Genomic DNA, 15,443 nt, shown 5'->3' on the forward strand with positions numbered 1-15,443 from the left:
GCCCACCCGCCCTGAAGTAATCTTGCTTATAGAGACTATAAAAAAGACATATTATTTTGGCTATATTGTATTCTGACAAAATCAAAACTAAATTTTGAATATGGAAGTTGCTGAATTAAAAAAATTAGTGGATGCTTTGGCGGCAAGCTCTAATGAAACGGAATGGTTTGAGTTCAAGGCGAATTTCCATTCTCGTAAAGAAATAGGAGAACGTATTTCTGCGTTATCCAATAGTGCCTGTATTCTAAAGAAACCCTACGCTTATTTGGTCTTTGGTGTTGATGATAAAACTCACGCTATTGTTGGAACGGACTTTTGTGCGCGTTCTGCGAAAAAGGGAAATGAAGAGCTGGAAATGTGGCTGTTGAGCCGCTTGAAGCCTGCCGTAGATTTTCAGACTATTGAATTTGATTACGATGAAAATAGGCATATTTCGTTGTATAAGATTCCTGCTGCTTCTAACGAACCTGTAGCGTTTTTGAATGAGGCTTATATAAGAGTCGGCTCCTTGACGAAGAAACTAGTAGGCTTTCCGGAGAAGGCTTCCAAAATCTGGAGAAACAAGGCTAAGAATCCGCTTGATGCGGTTGTTGTGAAAGATGGGTTGTCTTGTGGTGATGTTGTATCGTTGCTTAGTGTGGAGTCTTATTTCGATTTGATGAAATTACCCCTTCCTCAATCGTCTTCTGGAATGGTTGATCGCTTTTGTCAAGAACGGCTTGTTGTTTCGAATGAAAGTGGATTTGGAATAACAGAGTTGGGGGCGATTTTATTTGCGAAGAATCTAAGTGATTTTGAAGGACTAAATCGCAAGGCTATACGTGTTATTGTCTATAAGGGTAAAAATAAGGTTGAGACTGTTCGTGAACGCTGTGGTAAAAAAGGATATGCTGTCGAATTTTCCGAAATAATGGAGTGGATAAATGGTCAGCTCCCAGCAAATGAAGAAATTGGAAAAGCTTTGCGTCGTGATGTCAGGATGTACCCCGAAATAGCTATTCGTGAATTTGTTGTTAACTCGATAATCCATCAAGATTTTATGGAACCGGGGTTCCCTATGGTGGAAATATATTCTGACCGAATTGAGATTTCAAATCCTGGAGCGCCGATAATTGATACAAATCGTTTTATAGATGAGTATGTGTCAAGAAATGATTCTCTTGCAGATATTATGCGTCGTATGGGATTTTGTGAAGAAAAGGGTAGTGGTTGGGATAAGGCGGTTTTTTACAACGAGCTCTATCAACTTCCTCCATTTAATATTTTGTTGCAGGAAAATCGTACTGTGGTTTCTATGTATGCCTATAAGGCCTTGAACCATTTGGAAAAGGAAGAACGGGTTCGGGCTTGTTACCAGCATGCTTGCCTAAAATACGTGTCTAACGAAAAGATGACCAATCAGTCTTTGCGAAATCGTTTTGGCATTGAGGAACAGAATTCGGCTGTAGCTTCTCGAATAATCCGAGAAACTTTGAATGAAAAGCTGATTAGGGAAGATGATCCCGAAAAGCAATCCCGCAAATTCAAGAAATACGTCCCAATATGGGCTTCGTGATTTTTATTTGATGGTTATTTGATAGAAACTGGTTTGGGGATGTTGGTTGCTCCAAGTTGGAATGCCCCTTTGGCTTTACAAAATGCTCTAAATTCGCCGTTTTCGTCACAAAAATACCCTTGGACTGGTACGCTGTTGTACGAGTGCGAAATGGTATTGTCATATTCATAGGGTAGTCTGGAAAAAAGACTGAATCAAAAAAATTTCCCGGATCGTTCGAATAAACGTCCGGGAACAAGGAGCATAAAAAAAAGCCGCTCTGGTGGGTCTGTCTCGTCTAGAGACTTGCGGCTCGCGGTTGCTGACTGGAGCGGCTGCGATGCCGGCGCTTCTTATCCACCAGAAGGGCTCAATCATTAATATACCACTTTATTTCTAAAGTGGTACAAATTTTTTTATAAATCATATTCCAACTTGGAATAGGGCGCGCGATTTTAAGCGTTGCCGATAAATCCGTGCGGCTTGAATCCGAGGCCCTTCACGAGTTCGAAGTCCTTGCAGCTGTTGACGCCGGCGGTGGTGAGCATGTCGTCGGTGATGGCTGCGTTTGCGCCGCTCTTGAAGGCGCGTTTGCCGTCGTCGCCCAAGACGCCGCGGCCGCCCGCGAGGCGGATGAATGCCTTCGGGTTGATGAATCTGTAAATTGCCACGATGCGGCAGAATTCGTCGTTCGTGAGCTTCGGGAGGTTCTCGTAAGGCGTGCCCGGGATGGCGTTCAATACATTCACCGGTGTGGACTTGACGCCGAGTTTGCGGAGATCGAGGCACATGTCGATGCGGTCTTCCATGGTTTCGCCGAGGCCCATGATGCCGCCGCTGCAGATTTCAAGACCAGCGGCAAGGGCGTTTTGGAGTGCGCCGATTTTGTCGTCGTAGGTGTGCGTGGTGCACACGTCGGGGAAATGCCTGCGGTAAGTTTCCAGGTTGTTGTGGAAGCGGGTGAGGCCCGCCTCCTTGAGCTTGTCGAACTGCTCGCGGTTCAAGAGTCCTGCCGAAAGGCATACGGAAAGTTTGGTTTCTTTCTTGAGGCGTCGAATGGCTTCGCTAATTTGTTCTACGTCGCGGTTCGAGAGCGTGCGACCCGAGGTGACTATGGAGTAGCGCGGAATACCTGCGGCTTCTTTCTTCTTCGCATCGGCCACGATTTCGTCGGCGCTGAGCAGCTTGTATTCGGGGGCGCCGGTGTGGTAGTAGCTGCTTTGGGCGCAGTACTTGCAGTTTTCGGAGCAACGCCCGCTGCGAGCGTTCACGATAGAGCAAAAGTCAAAGTCGTTGCCGTGGAATTTTTCGCGAATCTCGTTCGCGGCTTTCGTGAGTTCGTCGAGGTCGGCGTCGAGCAGTTTCACTGCCTCTTCGCGGTTGATTTCGTAACCGCCTAAAACCTTTTCCTTAAGTTCCTGGATAAAAGACATATCTTACTCCTTGAACATTTTTCGCGTGCAAATATAGAAAAGATATATTATATTAAGAAGGTGAATTTTTAATCCGAAAAGGGGGTTATATGCTCAAAAAACTATTCCTGTCCACCGCTATAGTGGCCTTGGTTTTTACCGCTTGCGATTCTGACAGTTCTACATCGCCAAAAAACGATGAACAACCTAAGGACAATGTCTCGGAACAGTCCGGATCAATAAATGGTGATGGTGCTGATAATACTGTTGTGCAAACAAATCCTGTTTCTGCGAATACATCTACCGAAGTTCCTTGTTCAGTAGAAAAACTTTCCGCTAATTCCTTTGTCATAAAAATGAAAGAGGATGGTGCGAAGACAACGATTACGACTACAATAGCTGGTGGACAAGCAGAAAATGATTACGTGACCGAATACGACGAATCTGTGCCGGAAGCAATGATCCAGTCGCTGTGTGAATCGAACAAGCAAGAGGCTTTAACGAAGAATGCGACTGTAACATGTGATGGCCGGACCATGAAGATTCATGAAATCGCTGGTGCCGAAATAGGCTTTGATGGAGCTTTGGAATCTGCTAAAGAAGTCTGTAAAACGATGAATGCGTACCTGTCGGAAAATAGTGATGTAAATCTTCCGGAGGAACCTGGTTCAAACGAAACGCCTGTGATTGATGACCCGAACCCGAATGCTTTTTCAACTTCTGGCAAAGCCACTTGCAAGATTACCCAAAAAACGGGAACCGCTTTTGAGATGGTTGCAGTTCAGCCGGATTCGGGGTCGATTACAACTTTGTATGAGTATAAAATGGATTCTCTTGTGACTCTCATCCAGTTTGATTTCTTGCCGGCCATGCCTCTGGATTCTATTAATGCGTTCTGTGCAGAAGCTAAGGTCGATGCAGGTGAAATGGAGGAAGATGGTGCGGTTGTGAATGTGACTTGTGGTGACAATACGATTACAGAACGTATAGCCGTGCCGAGCTCGTTTAACCCGCTCCCTTTCATTGCTCCGGAGATGACTGAATACTGCGAAGAAATTCAGCGGACGGGAATAATCCCTGATGATGAAGACGATATCTAAAAAATTTTAACAGACAACTAAAAAAGCTCGGCACCGCCGAGCTTAAATTTTTTTCTGAGAAATCCGCTTATTTAGCGAACGGAGGCATCACTTGCCATAATACGGCTTTGTGAGCGTGCAGACGGTTTTCGGCTTCTTCAAAACTCATGTTCACGTCGAGGTTGTCCATCACGGAGTCCGTGATTTCTTCGCCGCGGTGTGCGGGGAGGCAGTGAGAAACCTTGCAGTGAGCCGGAGCGAGCTTCAGGAGTTCGTCGTTAATCTGGAACGGCAAGAAGTGGCTCTGCTTGGAGGCCTTTTCGCCTTCCTGACCCATAGAGACCCACACGTCGCTATAGAGAATGTCGGCGTCTTTGACGGCTTCCTTCGGGTCGTGGAATACGCGGTACTGGCAGCCGTGCTTCTTGAGGCCGGCCTCCGCTTCTTCGACCACCTTGGCGGGCTGTTCGAAGCCCTTCGGGCAGGCGAGCGTGAAGTTCATGCCCACCTTGGAGGCGAGGGCGAGGAACGAGTTTGCCACATTGTTGCCGTCACCGATGAAGGCGACCGTCTTCGGCTTACCGTCGGCGTTCTTGAAGCCGCCGAGGTTTTCCTTGATCATCTGGGCGAAGGCGATTGCCTGGCACGGGTGGTAGTCGTCGGTGAGGGCGTTCACGACCGGCACGCTACCGTATTCGGCGAGCTGTTCCACCAGGTCCTGCTTGAAGCAGCGGACCACGATGGCGTTCACCCAGCGGCTGAGGCAGCGGGCGACGTCCTTGACGCTTTCGCGCTTGCCAAGGCCAATGGAATCCGGGGCGAGCAGCACGGCATGGCCGCCGAGCTGGTTCATGCCCACCTGGAAGGTGGTAATTGTGCGCAACGACGGTTTCTCGAAGAACATGGCGATGTTCTGGCCGTGCAGACGGTCGGACACCTTGCCGGCGTGAACCTCGGCCTTGAGGCGGGAGGCGATATCTACGGTTTCGAGGATTTTTTCTTCGCTCCAGTCCATGAGGCGGAGGAAGTGCTTGTTGCGATCAATCATCTTCTATCCTTTGGGCAAGCCCTATAAAAACAAAAAAAGTAAAAAACGGAGCTTTTACACTCCGTCTTTAACAGGAAATCACAATAGAATGCTAACGGATATTAGCGAAGTTTCTTTTTGTGACGGTCACGACGACGGCGCTTCTTACGCTTGTGAGTCGCAATCTTCCTGCGCTTTCTTTTCTTTCCGCAAGGCATGTTGTTTCTCCGTTAAGGGTTAAACTAAAAATTGTATGCGCAAATAGAGAAAATTTTAGGGGCTTTGTCAAGGGCAAAATGCCCCCAAAACAGATAAAAATATTCAAAAAAGTAAGCAAAAACCCCCGACTTGCGCCGGGGGTCTGGGTGTTTGTCCTTTTTTTATAGGATGGTTTAATTCAAAGTGGGCGTTGTCCAGTCAACCCAGTCGGCCGCGTTGTAGCTAACACCCTTCGCTTCAATCTTACCCGTGTTTTGAGTTTTGTCATCGAACAGGTATTTTTTCACGAAGGCGGTGAGCTCGTCCTTGTTCTCGGGAGGGAAGCTGCAGTGCATGTGGTTTGCCGCCTTACTGTAGGTGAAGTCCTTCTCGGCCCCGAGGGCCTTGAAGATCTCGACGGTGGACATGGCGTTTGCGTAGCTGGCGCCTTCGCCGAGCCATACCCAGCCGGTGTTGTCGAGGACCAGGAGCGCGCGCGGGGCGACCATGCCGGTCAGGTAATGGTGGTCTGTGGGCAGGTCGTTGATTCTGTTGCCGTAGTTACAGAGCGAGGAGCGGAACCAGGCGGCTTCCTGACAGGCGTGGCTGAGCGGCTGGGCTTCGCTGTCCTTGGCGGCGCTACGCCAGTTGGAAGCTCCGCCGGAGCCGGATTCCTGCGGAATGACGAGCGCGATTCGTGCGTCGAAGGCACCTGCCACGGCGGCACCCTTGCCAAGGCGAGAACATCCGGTAACACCCAGGTGGTGAACATCGATGCCCGCTTCGGGTGTCTTTTCGAGGGCGTCGATGACACGGCTTACGCCCCAGGCCCATGCAATCATCGCACCTGCGCTATGGTTGCTTCCGTAAATGTCGTAGAACCGTCCCTTGCCGCGGGTCGCTTCCGGGGCGACGTCATCGGGATTGAACGAAATCGTCGCGATATTCAGGCCGGAATAGTCTAGGCTTCCGCCGCTGAACCCGATAATGGCGGGCTTCGGATTATCCTTGGTGCCTGCTCCGGAAATCTTGACGCTGAAGCTGATGGTTTTTCCCTTGTCTGTAACGGTGACCTTGAGCGAACCGCCGGAATAGCTTCCTTCGACTTTTTCCGGGTTGCGCGGTTTTTCGCCAAGTTCAACTTCTTCGAGAAGAGCCGAAATTTCTTCGCGGCGGCATTTCCACTGAGCCTTTGTGGTCACCTTGGAACCGTCGAAGGCGGTAAACGGATCGGGAAGCTTCGGGTTGCTTCCGATTTTCGGAATGCTTGTGACGGGACATTCGTCACGGAAGTGTTCCTTGAAGTCGTTGCCGGGTGTCGGCGGAACGACTTCTTTTTCGCTCGAACTGGATACCACGGGGATTATGCTGACGGAAGAACTGCTGCCCCAATGATGGTGGTGGCTGCTCGAAGATCCTACGATCGGAGCGGCGTCCGAGGATTCAGGCTGCGGTATACCGGTGTCGCTTGAAGAAGCCGGTTCGTTTGGAATCTGCGGCTCGTTGGGGTCTACGGGCAGGTTCGGATCCTGCGGGTTATTGGGATCGACGGGGGTGTTTGGATCAAGCGGGTTGTTCGGATCCAGGAGGCCCGGAATCGAGTCCCCGTTGGGGTTCTGCTGATTTGCCGCATTGGCCGAATCGGCGTTGTATTGGCCATATTTTTCAATAAGGCACTGTTCAGTTACACATTCTGAGGCGGTGCTATTTTCATCGCCACAGGCCCAAAATCCAGCGGCTATTGCCACCGGCAAGAGAAACGTAAATTTTTTCATAATAAATAATCCAACCCCATGCGAACATAGTGAATTCTACATTCCCATGTACAAATAAAATAAATTCAAAATATGCAAAGAGTGCACTATGTAAAGTGTTTTCCGTTGTTTGCCTTAACAACACCAGCCGTGAATGCGATATAAGTTGCTATAATTTTGGTATTCAAACGGGATGATTAACGATGCAAACTGCTGTTGAAACGGTTTCTTATTTTCATGGGACTTTCTGGGCGTTGGTGCCCTCTGTTGTCGCGATTGTCCTTGCGCTTATTACCAAGGAAGCCTATTCGTCTCTGTTTGTCGGAGTCTTGATTGGCGGACTTTTTATTAGTCAGGGGAGTTTCCCGGAATTCCTGGATGCGGTTTTCAAGAACGGTATGGTTAAGCAGGTGTCCGATCCGTGGAATGTGGGAATTCTTTTCTTCTTGGTGATGCTGGGTGCGATGGTTGCCCTGATGAACAAGTCGGGGGCTGCAGCTGCGTTTGGAAACTGGGCGAAATTGCATATTAAGTCCAGAGTTGGAGCGCAACTGGCGACGATTATCCTTGGCGTGCTGATTTTTGTGGACGACTACTTTAACTGTCTTACGGTGGGTAGCGTGATGCGTCCGGTTACAGATAAGTTTAAGCTCAGTCACGAAAAACTCGCCTACTTGATTGATGCAACGGCTGCTCCTATTTGCATTATCGCTCCGGTGAGTTCCTGGGCGGCTGCTGTCACGGGATTTGTTGAAGGAGAAGATGGATTAGGCCTTTTCGTGAAGGCGATACCGTTTAATTTTTATGCGCTGCTCACGATTGTGGCACTGTTTGCCTTGGTACTTTTGAAGGTGGATTTTGGCCCGATGAAAAAGTATGAATCTGCGGCCGAAATGATTGATGCGAAGATGGAAAAACTGAATATTGAACATACCCGCGGAACTGTACTAGATTTGGTATTCCCGATTGTGATGCTGATATTGTTCTGCGTAATCGGCTTGATTTATACGGGCGGATTCTTTGCTAGTGGCGAAGCGCATAAGGGCTTTGTCGATGCCTTTGGCAGTAGCGATGCCTCTGTTGGTCTTGTGCTGGGGAGCTTTGCGGCCTTTATCGTAACCGTGATTTGGTATTTGGGTCGTCGAGTCTTGAAACTTCGCAGGTGCTTAGAAAGCTTGCCCGAAGGTTTCAAGGCGATGGTTCCGGCTATCATAATCCTTGTTTTGGCTTGGAGCCTGAAGGGTGTTACCGATACGCTTGGCGCGAAAGACTTTGTGGCGGGACTCGTTTCGGGAAGTGCTGTGGGATTGATGAATTTTATGCCGGCGATTATTTTCTTGATTGGTATCGGCCTTGCTTTTGCGACAGGTACTTCGTGGGGAACGTTCGGCATTCTGATTCCGATCGTGGTGGCGGCATTCTCCAGCATCGATCCGAATTTGACGATTATCTCCATTTCTGCCTGTATGGCGGGGGCTGTGTGCGGCGACCATATTTCGCCCATTTCGGATACCACGATTATGGCAAGTGCCGGTGCCGAGTGTAACCATGTGAATCACGTGAATACCCAGTTGCCGTATGCCTTGAGTGTTGCGGCCATCAGTTTTGTAAGTTACATTGTCGCAGGCGTTACCCGTAGTGCCTTGCTTTCGCTCTTGGTAGGTGTCGTATTGGTTGTGGGTGGGTTGCTGCTTGTTAAAAAGCGGCAGTCGGTTGCCTGCAAAAAATAAGTCGGCTATCGCTTAATCTGCGCGGCGACGATAGCGAACATCATGATGGCACAGCCGCAGATTTCGCGGGCCGAAAGCTGTTCCCCTAAAATGGCCCAGCCCGCAAGTACGGCGAATACCGATTCGAGACTCATCGTGAGCGAGGCAATGGTGGGGTTCACCTTGTCCTGTGCGACAATCTGTAGCGTATAGGCGATGCCGCTCGAAAAGAAGGCGGCAAAGCATAACCCTGCGACGGCCCGCGGATTGATAAACGCGCTAGCGACCGTACTGAAGTCCATTTCTGGAAACTTGAGGTCAAAAATGATCATCAACGGTGCAGTCAGTACGCCGATGGTCAAGAATTGTATCGCTGAAACGCGAATCGGATCGACCTGGTTCGCGAACTTGTCGATGACCAAAATGTGGAATGAGAAGGCTAGCGCACAAAGTAACGAAACGCCATCCGAAAGTTCCAAAGAGAAACCGTCCTTGATGCAGAGCAGGTAAAGCCCGACGGTGGTAATCGCGACGCAAATCCATGTCTTAGGCGAAATGCGGTGCCCGAGAACGAGTCTCACGACCGGCACGAGTATTATGTAGCAGGCTGTCAGGAATCCGGACTTGCCGGCGGAGGTGCCGAGGAACATTCCGAGCTGTTGCAGGTTCATGGCGGTGCAAAGGGCGAGCCCGTAAAAGAATCCTGCTTTCCAAAGAAGCTTGGTTTCGGCGGGGGAGCACGGCCTGCGTGGACTCTTGCCGAATACATCGAGAACCTTAAAAACCAAGGCAAGGAACCCTGCCGCGATAAAGCAACGGATGCACGAAAAGGCAAACGGCCCGAAGGCGTTCCCTTCAATCTGGGCGACAAAGCCCGATCCCCAGATGAACGCCGTCAATACCAGTAAAAGACTGTAGCCGAAACTTGCCATGTAGGCTATATATAGAAAATGGAAATGGAAAGAACCCTTTTTTGAAAAAATATTGAACATTGCAAATCAAGGAATCTTGAAAAAAAACATCTTTTTCTATTATTGTTGATGTGAAAAAGGACTTGAAAAAGACGGTTGATACGGTGAATACGATTTTTTTTGTGGTCGACGTGGGCAACTCCCACACGGTGATTGGCATTTTCAAGGATACCAAGGTGGTTGATTATTGGCGCCTGACCACCCGCAAAGAAACCACCTCTGACGAAGTGATGAACAAGGTGGGGGGCCTCTTGAGGTTTTCCAAGATCAAATCCGAGGAGATTACCCATGTGGGACTTTCTACCGTGGTGCCCGCTTTGGAACGCCCCTGGATCAAGGCTCTGGATTCCTTGCTGAAAAAACGCGTGCAGGTGGTGAATTCCAAGAACTGCATGGGCTTGCAGATTAATTACCAGAACCCGTCGATGGCCGGTGCCGACCGCTTGTGCAATGTGATTGCCATGCGCGATGCGGGGTTCAAGAATGCGATTGTCGTGGATATGGGGACCGCTACCACTTTCGACGTCATGAAGGATGGCGCCTTTGCAGGTGGCGTGATTATTCCCGGCATTAACGCGAGCCTGGATGCCTTGACGGAAAAGGCCGCGCGCCTTTTGCCCGTGACGATTGAATGGCCCGAGGCTGTGGTGGCAGACAATACCGATGACGCTATCCGCGCAGGTCTTCTGTACGGATTCCTTGCCCAGTTGGAATTTCTGATTGGCAAAATCAAGAAAGAAATGGCCTGCGACGATATGCCTGTGTATGCGACCGGTGGTTGGGGAAAAACGATTGCTCGCAGGACGTCCTTGATTGACAAGTATGATCCGTTCTTGACGCTGCGAGGGATTCGTCTGGTCGCCTTGAACGGAACTGCGGCGACTGCTTACGGCGAAGAGGCGCGGGACACCGAGGAAGAATAATATTTCTCAAGTAAGAAGGGGAAAATAAATGCCGAAAAAATTTCTTGAAACGCTCTCGGAGCATAGGACCGTAATTTTCTTAATTATGTGTCTGTGCGTTCACGTTTTTAATGTGTTCCTGTTTTGGAAGTTTGGGCTTTTCCCGTTGGTGGTCCTGAATGCCGCCAGTTCTGCGATATACGTTATTTTCTTGACGTTTTTTAAGAACGAAAATCTCAGAATTTCCTTCGCCTACTTCGAAATCATTTTTTTCTCCGCTATGACGGAATTGATTTCTGGCGGCTATTTTGGTACCTTGACTTTTGTCATTGGCATGGTGGCGGTAATTTTCTTTATGCTGCCTTATTCCAACAGGAAAAAACACATATATCAGCTTATTGGAGCTATGCTTGCGGTTGCAATTAGCTTGATTTCCGTTTTTAATTATTCCCTTTACCCGGAACTGATGGATTTGGTACTGCTTCACAGCTCTTTTGTGAAAGTCATGAACTTGATCATTACGTTGTTCACGCTGTTCTATTTAACCAACCTTTATTTGGTGGAGCTGAGAACTACTCGCGAAAAACTGGATTACAGCAGCAATCATGATATGCTGACGGGCCTTTATAACCGTCGGTTCTTTGAAAGCATCATGAAGCGTAGCAAGGACGAGAAGGAAACGTCTTTCTCTGTCGCGATGCTGGATGTGGATGACTTCAAGAAAATTAATGACACTTATGGCCATGAAACCGGCGATAGAGTCTTGGCGGCGGTAAGCAAGTGCATTGAGGCTTGCCTTCCCCAGGATGCTGTGGCGGTTCGCTGGGGTGGCGAAGAATTTGTGCTTTATCTGCCTCAGGTGGAAAATTCCCGCGCATTGGAGGTCTTGGAAACGTTCCGGACGAAGCTTTCGGAACAGGAAATTTATCACAAGGGAACTCGGGTTGCTATTACGGCGACTATTGGCCTTTGCACGGGCGAAAGTATTGCTGACTACGAGGAATACCTCCGTCAGGCAGACGAAAAACTGTATTGGGGCAAGAAACACGGTAAGAACCAGATTGTTAAATAGCTATATTATGCTCGAATAATTGGAGCTTAATATGCGCTGTTTAGTTACTGGTGGGGCTGGATTTTTAGGGAGTCACTTGTGCGAACGTCTGTTGAACGACGGTCACGAAGTCATTTGCCTCGACAACTACTTTACGGGCCGTATGGTGAATGTTGCCCACCTGCGCGATAACCGGAATTTCGAGCTCATTCGCCATGACGTGACGGAGCCGATTCTTTTGGAAGTGGACCGCATCTTTAACTTGGCATGCCCCGCAAGCCCCATCCATTACCAATTCAATCCGGTAAAGACCATCAAGACGAGCGTGATGGGTGCCATCAATATGCTCGGTATGGCAAAGCGTGTGAAGGCTCGCATCTTGCAGGCTTCCACCAGCGAAGTCTATGGCGATCCGGCGGTGCACCCGCAGACTGAAGACTATTGGGGAAACGTAAACCCCATCGGCTTTCGCAGCTGCTATGATGAAGGCAAGCGTGTCGCCGAGACCTTGTTCATGGATTACCATCGCCAGAACAATGTGGATATCCGCATCGTGCGAATTTTTAACACCTACGGACCGCGTATGCTCATGAACGACGGCCGCGTGGTAAGCAACTTCATTGTGCAGGCGCTCAAGGGCGAAGACATCACCATTTACGGTGACGGCAGCCAGACGCGCAGTTTCTGCTACGTGGACGACCTCATCGAAGGTTTTGTCCGCATGATGAACCAGGACAAGATTATTGGACCGGTGAATATCGGAAACCCCGGCGAATTCACGATGCTTGAACTCGCGAAGGAAGTGCTTGACCTTACAGGTTCCAAGAGCAAGATTGTGTACAAGCCGCTGCCCGGTGACGACCCGAAGATGCGCCGCCCCAACATTGATCTTGCAAAGTCCGCCCTCGGTTGGGAACCGACGATTCCCTTGCGCCAGGGCCTCGAAAAGACGATTGTGTATTTCGACAAACTGTTAAAAGATTCTAATCATTAACCCTTCAATTCTATGGCCACGAAAAAAATTTCTCTCACGGGCATCAAGCCCACCGGTACACCTCACCTGGGTAACTATCTCGGTGCAATCCGCCCCGCTCTTGAACTTTCGAAGACCTACGATACGGTCTACTTCATTGCGGACTACCACGCTCTCACTACCGTGCAGAACGGTGCCGAAATGCGTGCGAATATCTACAAGATTGCGGCGACCTGGCTTGCCCTTGGCCTGAACCCGGAAGAAGGCCTGTTCTACAAGCAGAGCGACATTCCTGAGATTTTTGAACTCAGCTGGGCGCTTAGCTGCTTTACGCCGAAGGGCTTCATGAACCGCGCTCACGCCTACAAGGACAAGGTCGCGAAGAACGAAGCCGCTGGCGAAGATCCGGATGCCAACGTGAACATGGGCCTCTATTGCTACCCGTGCCTCATGGACGCCGACATTTTGATGTTCAGCGCTGACATCGTGCCCGTGGGCAAGGACCAGAAGCAGCATGTGGAATTTGCTCGCGATATCGCCATCAAGTTCAACAAGCATTTTGGCGAAGACGTGTTCACGATTCCTGAACCGGTGTTCCAGGAAACGACGGGTATCATCCCGGGCCTCGACGGTCGCAAGATGAGCAAGTCCTACGACAACGTCATTGACATCTTCCTGGAAAGCAAGGCTCTCAAAAAGAAGATTGGCAAGATCGTGACGAACTCCCAGGGGATCGAAGAACCCAAGGATCCGGACACCTGCAACGTGTTCAAACTGTACAAGCTGTTTGCTACGCCGGAACAGACCGAAGCGCTCGCTGCCCGCTACCGCGCCGGTGGCATGGGCTGGGGACATGCCAAGCAGGAACTCCAGAACGTTCTCGAAGAACACCTGGGTGCTGCCCGCGAAAAGTACTTCTACTTGCTGAACCACACCGAAGAAATTGACAAGATCCTTGCCTACGGTAAAGAAAAAGCTAGAGTAAAATCTAAGGCGATGATGGAAAAAGTCCGTGCCCTTTTGGGAACATACTAGTTCCCGTGGCTGCCTTCAATAATCCAATTACACAGCTCCTCGATACTTGCGTAGTCGGGGAGTGTTTTTATAAAGTTCGGTGACTTGCTGCGTTCGATGAACTTGCTCCAGGCCTGTTCATTCTTGGCTTCGAGACCTAGATGTTCTTCGATGGCGCCTTTTGTCCATACCCAGATTCCTTGGCTGCGGAGCTTCGCGTGAATGCTGCGGATGGGTTGTTGCGCTTCTTCCATTTCGGCCATCATGGCGTAGGCGGTGGAGGCGCTGATGTTGCTGTGCTTGTTTACAGGGAGTCCGTTCACTAGGCGCAGGTGATTGTGGAAGGCGAGCTCGCGGAACAGGTCGCGGCAGTACCGGATGTCGGGGTCGTTTGCTTCCAAAAATCCGTCGCGGGTGGCAGTGGTGAAGGCGTAATCTAGGTCAACAATCGCGCGCACGGGCATATCCATGGCATCGAGAACTTGCATACTCTTGCGGGTATTGCTCACGCCGCCCTGGCGAACTAGTGCACATTTAATGAGGGCGAAGGATTGCCCGGTAATGCGTTCGAAAAGTGCGGGGAGCACGCGCCATTCGGTCTTGCCTTCGGTGAGCAGCACGTAATCGGCGAACAGAAGTTCGTTACTGTTGCTAAGGCTGAATAGCATCTGTAACTGGCTCGGTGCGTCTTGCACCACCTGGTGCACGGCGTCTTCCATTCGCTTGCGCATAAAGGTTCCACGGGCCTTGTTCTTGCGGATGAGGAGCGAAGTGCTGACATCTTCGCTGGTGACCATCTGGGCGCTGTGGGTGGCAAATACCACCTGGTAGCCTTCGTTTGAAAGATTCTTGAGTGCTACGCGCACAAGTTCCACTGCCTGCGGGTGCAGGTAAAGTTCCGGGGAATCGATGAGTAGCAGCGTGCGGCTCAGGTAATGGTTGTGGTGGTGCTTTTTCACGTCGGCGAGGTAACGCACCAATGCCATTTGGATGGCGCGCTTGCTCCCTTCGCCCATGCGGCTGATGTCGCGCTCAAAACCGTCGTCTTCGTCGATGACCTTGAGGCTAGCCTTCTTGAGGAAGGTTTCTAGGGTCGGCATGGGAATGTCGAGCTCCACTTTTACGCTCGGGAACAGCGGCGAAAGCTTTTCGTTGACCTCGCGATCGAATGCGCCGATTTCGGCGGCGCGGTTTTCGCTGTCGGGCGAGAGCAGGTCGCAGAACTTGTTCAGGAGCGTGTTGATTTCGCTTCCGAAACGGCGCTCGAGCGGCTTGAAAATTTCATGCAGAAGCTTGGTGAAGGCCTGATTCCCTTCGAAGTCCCAAATGGCGATCGATTCGGGGAACATGCGGTGGTAGGCCTTCTTGAATTCTTCGCTGGGCCTGACCCATTCGCGCTTGTCGCCTTTGCGGTGGTTGCTCGGCACAAAGACCAGTACTTCGATTCCTTCCGGATTTTCGCCGGGAATGCGCTGCACCTTCTTGACGCGCAGTCGGCCTGGCCCTTGTGGTGTATTCTGCAAGTAGGGGCGCACCGCGGCGGCGCGCTCTTCGCCCAAGCGGCCGAGCACCTGCTCCGAAATACCGTCAAAGACGCCGATGACTTCTACGGGGCGGTTCGGGTCGTCAAAGTACGAAATGTCGAACGAAAAATTGGACAATAGCCAGCGAATGCCCATCAAAATGTTTGTCTTGCCGGCGTTGTTGTAACCGATAAGGGCCGTGAAGCTACTGAGCGGAAACGTCTGCCTCTGGATAGAACGCAGATTTGAAATTGTAATCTCGGATAGTCTCAGTGCTTGGGGCTGCATACCCTGAA

At 50.2% G+C, this 15,443-nt stretch carries 13 protein-coding genes; 7 read left to right on the plus strand and 6 right to left on the minus strand.

Annotation, left to right across the window (positions count from 1 at the left end; genetic code table 11):
* Positions 1–100 precede the first annotated feature (100 nt).
* A complete protein-coding gene (locus tag BUA93_RS00485) occupies positions 101–1,555 on the plus strand; it encodes an RNA-binding domain-containing protein (RefSeq protein ID WP_072976491.1) in 1,455 nt (484 codons plus the stop codon).
* 434 nt (positions 1,556–1,989) lie between these two features.
* On the opposite strand, the gene bioB is transcribed toward BUA93_RS00485, so the two are convergent.
* Positions 1,990–2,967 (minus strand): biotin synthase BioB, encoded by a 978-nt coding sequence (gene bioB, locus BUA93_RS00490; RefSeq protein WP_072976493.1) that lies wholly within the window; start codon positions 2,965–2,967, stop codon positions 1,990–1,992.
* 89 nt (positions 2,968–3,056) lie between these two features.
* Between bioB and BUA93_RS00495 the strand changes: the two genes are divergently transcribed.
* The gene (locus BUA93_RS00495; RefSeq protein ID WP_072976495.1) at positions 3,057–4,046 is read left to right on the plus strand and encodes a hypothetical protein; all 990 of its coding nucleotides are present in this window, start codon (positions 3,057–3,059) and stop codon (positions 4,044–4,046) included.
* A 67-nt stretch (positions 4,047–4,113) separates the two neighbouring features.
* Here BUA93_RS00495 and argF read toward each other — a convergent pair whose 3' ends face one another.
* Both argF and BUA93_RS00505 read right to left on the minus strand, forming a co-directional pair.
* A complete protein-coding gene (argF, locus tag BUA93_RS00500) occupies positions 4,114–5,073 on the minus strand; it encodes an ornithine carbamoyltransferase (protein ID WP_072976497.1) in 960 nt (319 codons plus the stop codon).
* Positions 5,074–5,444: 371 nt separating this feature from the next.
* Positions 5,445–7,025: a glucuronyl esterase domain-containing protein gene (locus tag BUA93_RS00505; protein WP_072976498.1), complete on the minus strand. Its 1,581-nt coding sequence runs from the start codon at positions 7,023–7,025 to the stop codon at positions 5,445–5,447.
* A gap of 182 nt (positions 7,026–7,207) precedes the next feature.
* On the opposite strand from BUA93_RS00505, the gene BUA93_RS00510 reads away from it, so the two are divergent.
* The gene (locus tag BUA93_RS00510; RefSeq protein ID WP_072976500.1) at positions 7,208–8,734 is read left to right on the plus strand and encodes a Na+/H+ antiporter NhaC family protein; all 1,527 of its coding nucleotides are present in this window, start codon (positions 7,208–7,210) and stop codon (positions 8,732–8,734) included.
* 5 nt (positions 8,735–8,739) lie between these two features.
* Here the strand turns inward: BUA93_RS00510 and BUA93_RS00515 are convergent, their stop codons facing one another.
* Positions 8,740–9,645 (minus strand): DMT family transporter, encoded by a 906-nt coding sequence (locus tag BUA93_RS00515; protein ID WP_072977210.1) that lies wholly within the window; start codon positions 9,643–9,645, stop codon positions 8,740–8,742.
* A gap of 110 nt (positions 9,646–9,755) precedes the next feature.
* On the opposite strand from BUA93_RS00515, the gene BUA93_RS00520 reads away from it, so the two are divergent.
* A complete protein-coding gene (locus BUA93_RS00520) occupies positions 9,756–10,607 on the plus strand; it encodes a type III pantothenate kinase (RefSeq protein ID WP_072976502.1) in 852 nt (283 codons plus the stop codon).
* Positions 10,608–10,686: 79 nt separating this feature from the next.
* On the opposite strand, the gene BUA93_RS16090 is transcribed toward BUA93_RS00520, so the two are convergent.
* On the minus strand, positions 10,687–10,971 hold the full coding sequence (locus BUA93_RS16090; RefSeq protein ID WP_175547339.1) for a hypothetical protein: 285 nt from the start codon (positions 10,969–10,971) through the stop codon (positions 10,687–10,689).
* A 21-nt stretch (positions 10,972–10,992) separates the two neighbouring features.
* Between BUA93_RS16090 and BUA93_RS00525 the strand changes: the two genes are divergently transcribed.
* From BUA93_RS00525 to trpS, 3 genes are read left to right on the plus strand one after another with little or no spacing between them, the layout of a single operon-like run.
* Entirely contained in the window at positions 10,993–11,658 is a 666-nt protein-coding gene (locus BUA93_RS00525; protein WP_175547340.1) for a GGDEF domain-containing protein, read from the plus strand.
* Between the two features lie 31 nt (positions 11,659–11,689).
* Positions 11,690–12,631: a UDP-glucuronic acid decarboxylase family protein gene (locus BUA93_RS00530; RefSeq protein WP_072976506.1), complete on the plus strand. Its 942-nt coding sequence runs from the start codon at positions 11,690–11,692 to the stop codon at positions 12,629–12,631.
* A gap of 12 nt (positions 12,632–12,643) precedes the next feature.
* Complete coding sequence (gene trpS, locus BUA93_RS00535; RefSeq protein WP_072976507.1) at positions 12,644–13,645, plus strand: tryptophan--tRNA ligase; 1,002 nt, start codon at positions 12,644–12,646, stop codon at positions 13,643–13,645.
* On the opposite strand, the gene BUA93_RS00540 is transcribed toward trpS, so the two are convergent.
* Positions 13,642–15,435, minus strand: a complete 1,794-nt coding sequence (locus tag BUA93_RS00540; protein ID WP_072977212.1) for an ATP-dependent nuclease — start codon at positions 15,433–15,435, stop codon at positions 13,642–13,644. The two genes, trpS and BUA93_RS00540, sit on opposite strands and share 4 nt — an antisense overlap.
* Positions 15,436–15,443 lie beyond the last annotated feature (8 nt).

This window comes from Fibrobacter sp. UWH4 (assembly GCF_900142475.1).
Classification (GTDB): Bacteria; Fibrobacterota; Fibrobacteria; order Fibrobacterales; family Fibrobacteraceae; genus Fibrobacter.

Excerpts from the sequence above, each read along its gene's own strand:
- BUA93_RS00485 (WP_072976491.1), top strand. The coding sequence starts at position 101 with ATGGAAGTTGCTGAATTAAAAAAATTAGTGGATGCTTTGGCGGCAAGC.
- bioB (WP_072976493.1), bottom strand. The coding sequence starts at position 2,967 with ATGTCTTTTATCCAGGAACTTAAGGAAAAGGTTTTAGGCGGTTACGAA.
- BUA93_RS00495 (WP_072976495.1), top strand. The coding sequence starts at position 3,057 with ATGCTCAAAAAACTATTCCTGTCCACCGCTATAGTGGCCTTGGTTTTT.
- argF (WP_072976497.1), bottom strand. The coding sequence starts at position 5,073 with ATGATTGATCGCAACAAGCACTTCCTCCGCCTCATGGACTGGAGCGAA.
- BUA93_RS00505 (WP_072976498.1), bottom strand. The coding sequence starts at position 7,025 with ATGAAAAAATTTACGTTTCTCTTGCCGGTGGCAATAGCCGCTGGATTT.
- BUA93_RS00510 (WP_072976500.1), top strand. The coding sequence starts at position 7,208 with ATGCAAACTGCTGTTGAAACGGTTTCTTATTTTCATGGGACTTTCTGG.
- BUA93_RS00515 (WP_072977210.1), bottom strand. The coding sequence starts at position 9,645 with ATGGCAAGTTTCGGCTACAGTCTTTTACTGGTATTGACGGCGTTCATC.
- BUA93_RS00525 (WP_175547340.1), top strand. The coding sequence starts at position 10,993 with ATGCTTGCGGTTGCAATTAGCTTGATTTCCGTTTTTAATTATTCCCTT.
- BUA93_RS00530 (WP_072976506.1), top strand. The coding sequence starts at position 11,690 with ATGCGCTGTTTAGTTACTGGTGGGGCTGGATTTTTAGGGAGTCACTTG.
- trpS (WP_072976507.1), top strand. The coding sequence starts at position 12,644 with ATGGCCACGAAAAAAATTTCTCTCACGGGCATCAAGCCCACCGGTACA.
- BUA93_RS00540 (WP_072977212.1), bottom strand. The coding sequence starts at position 15,435 with ATGCAGCCCCAAGCACTGAGACTATCCGAGATTACAATTTCAAATCTG.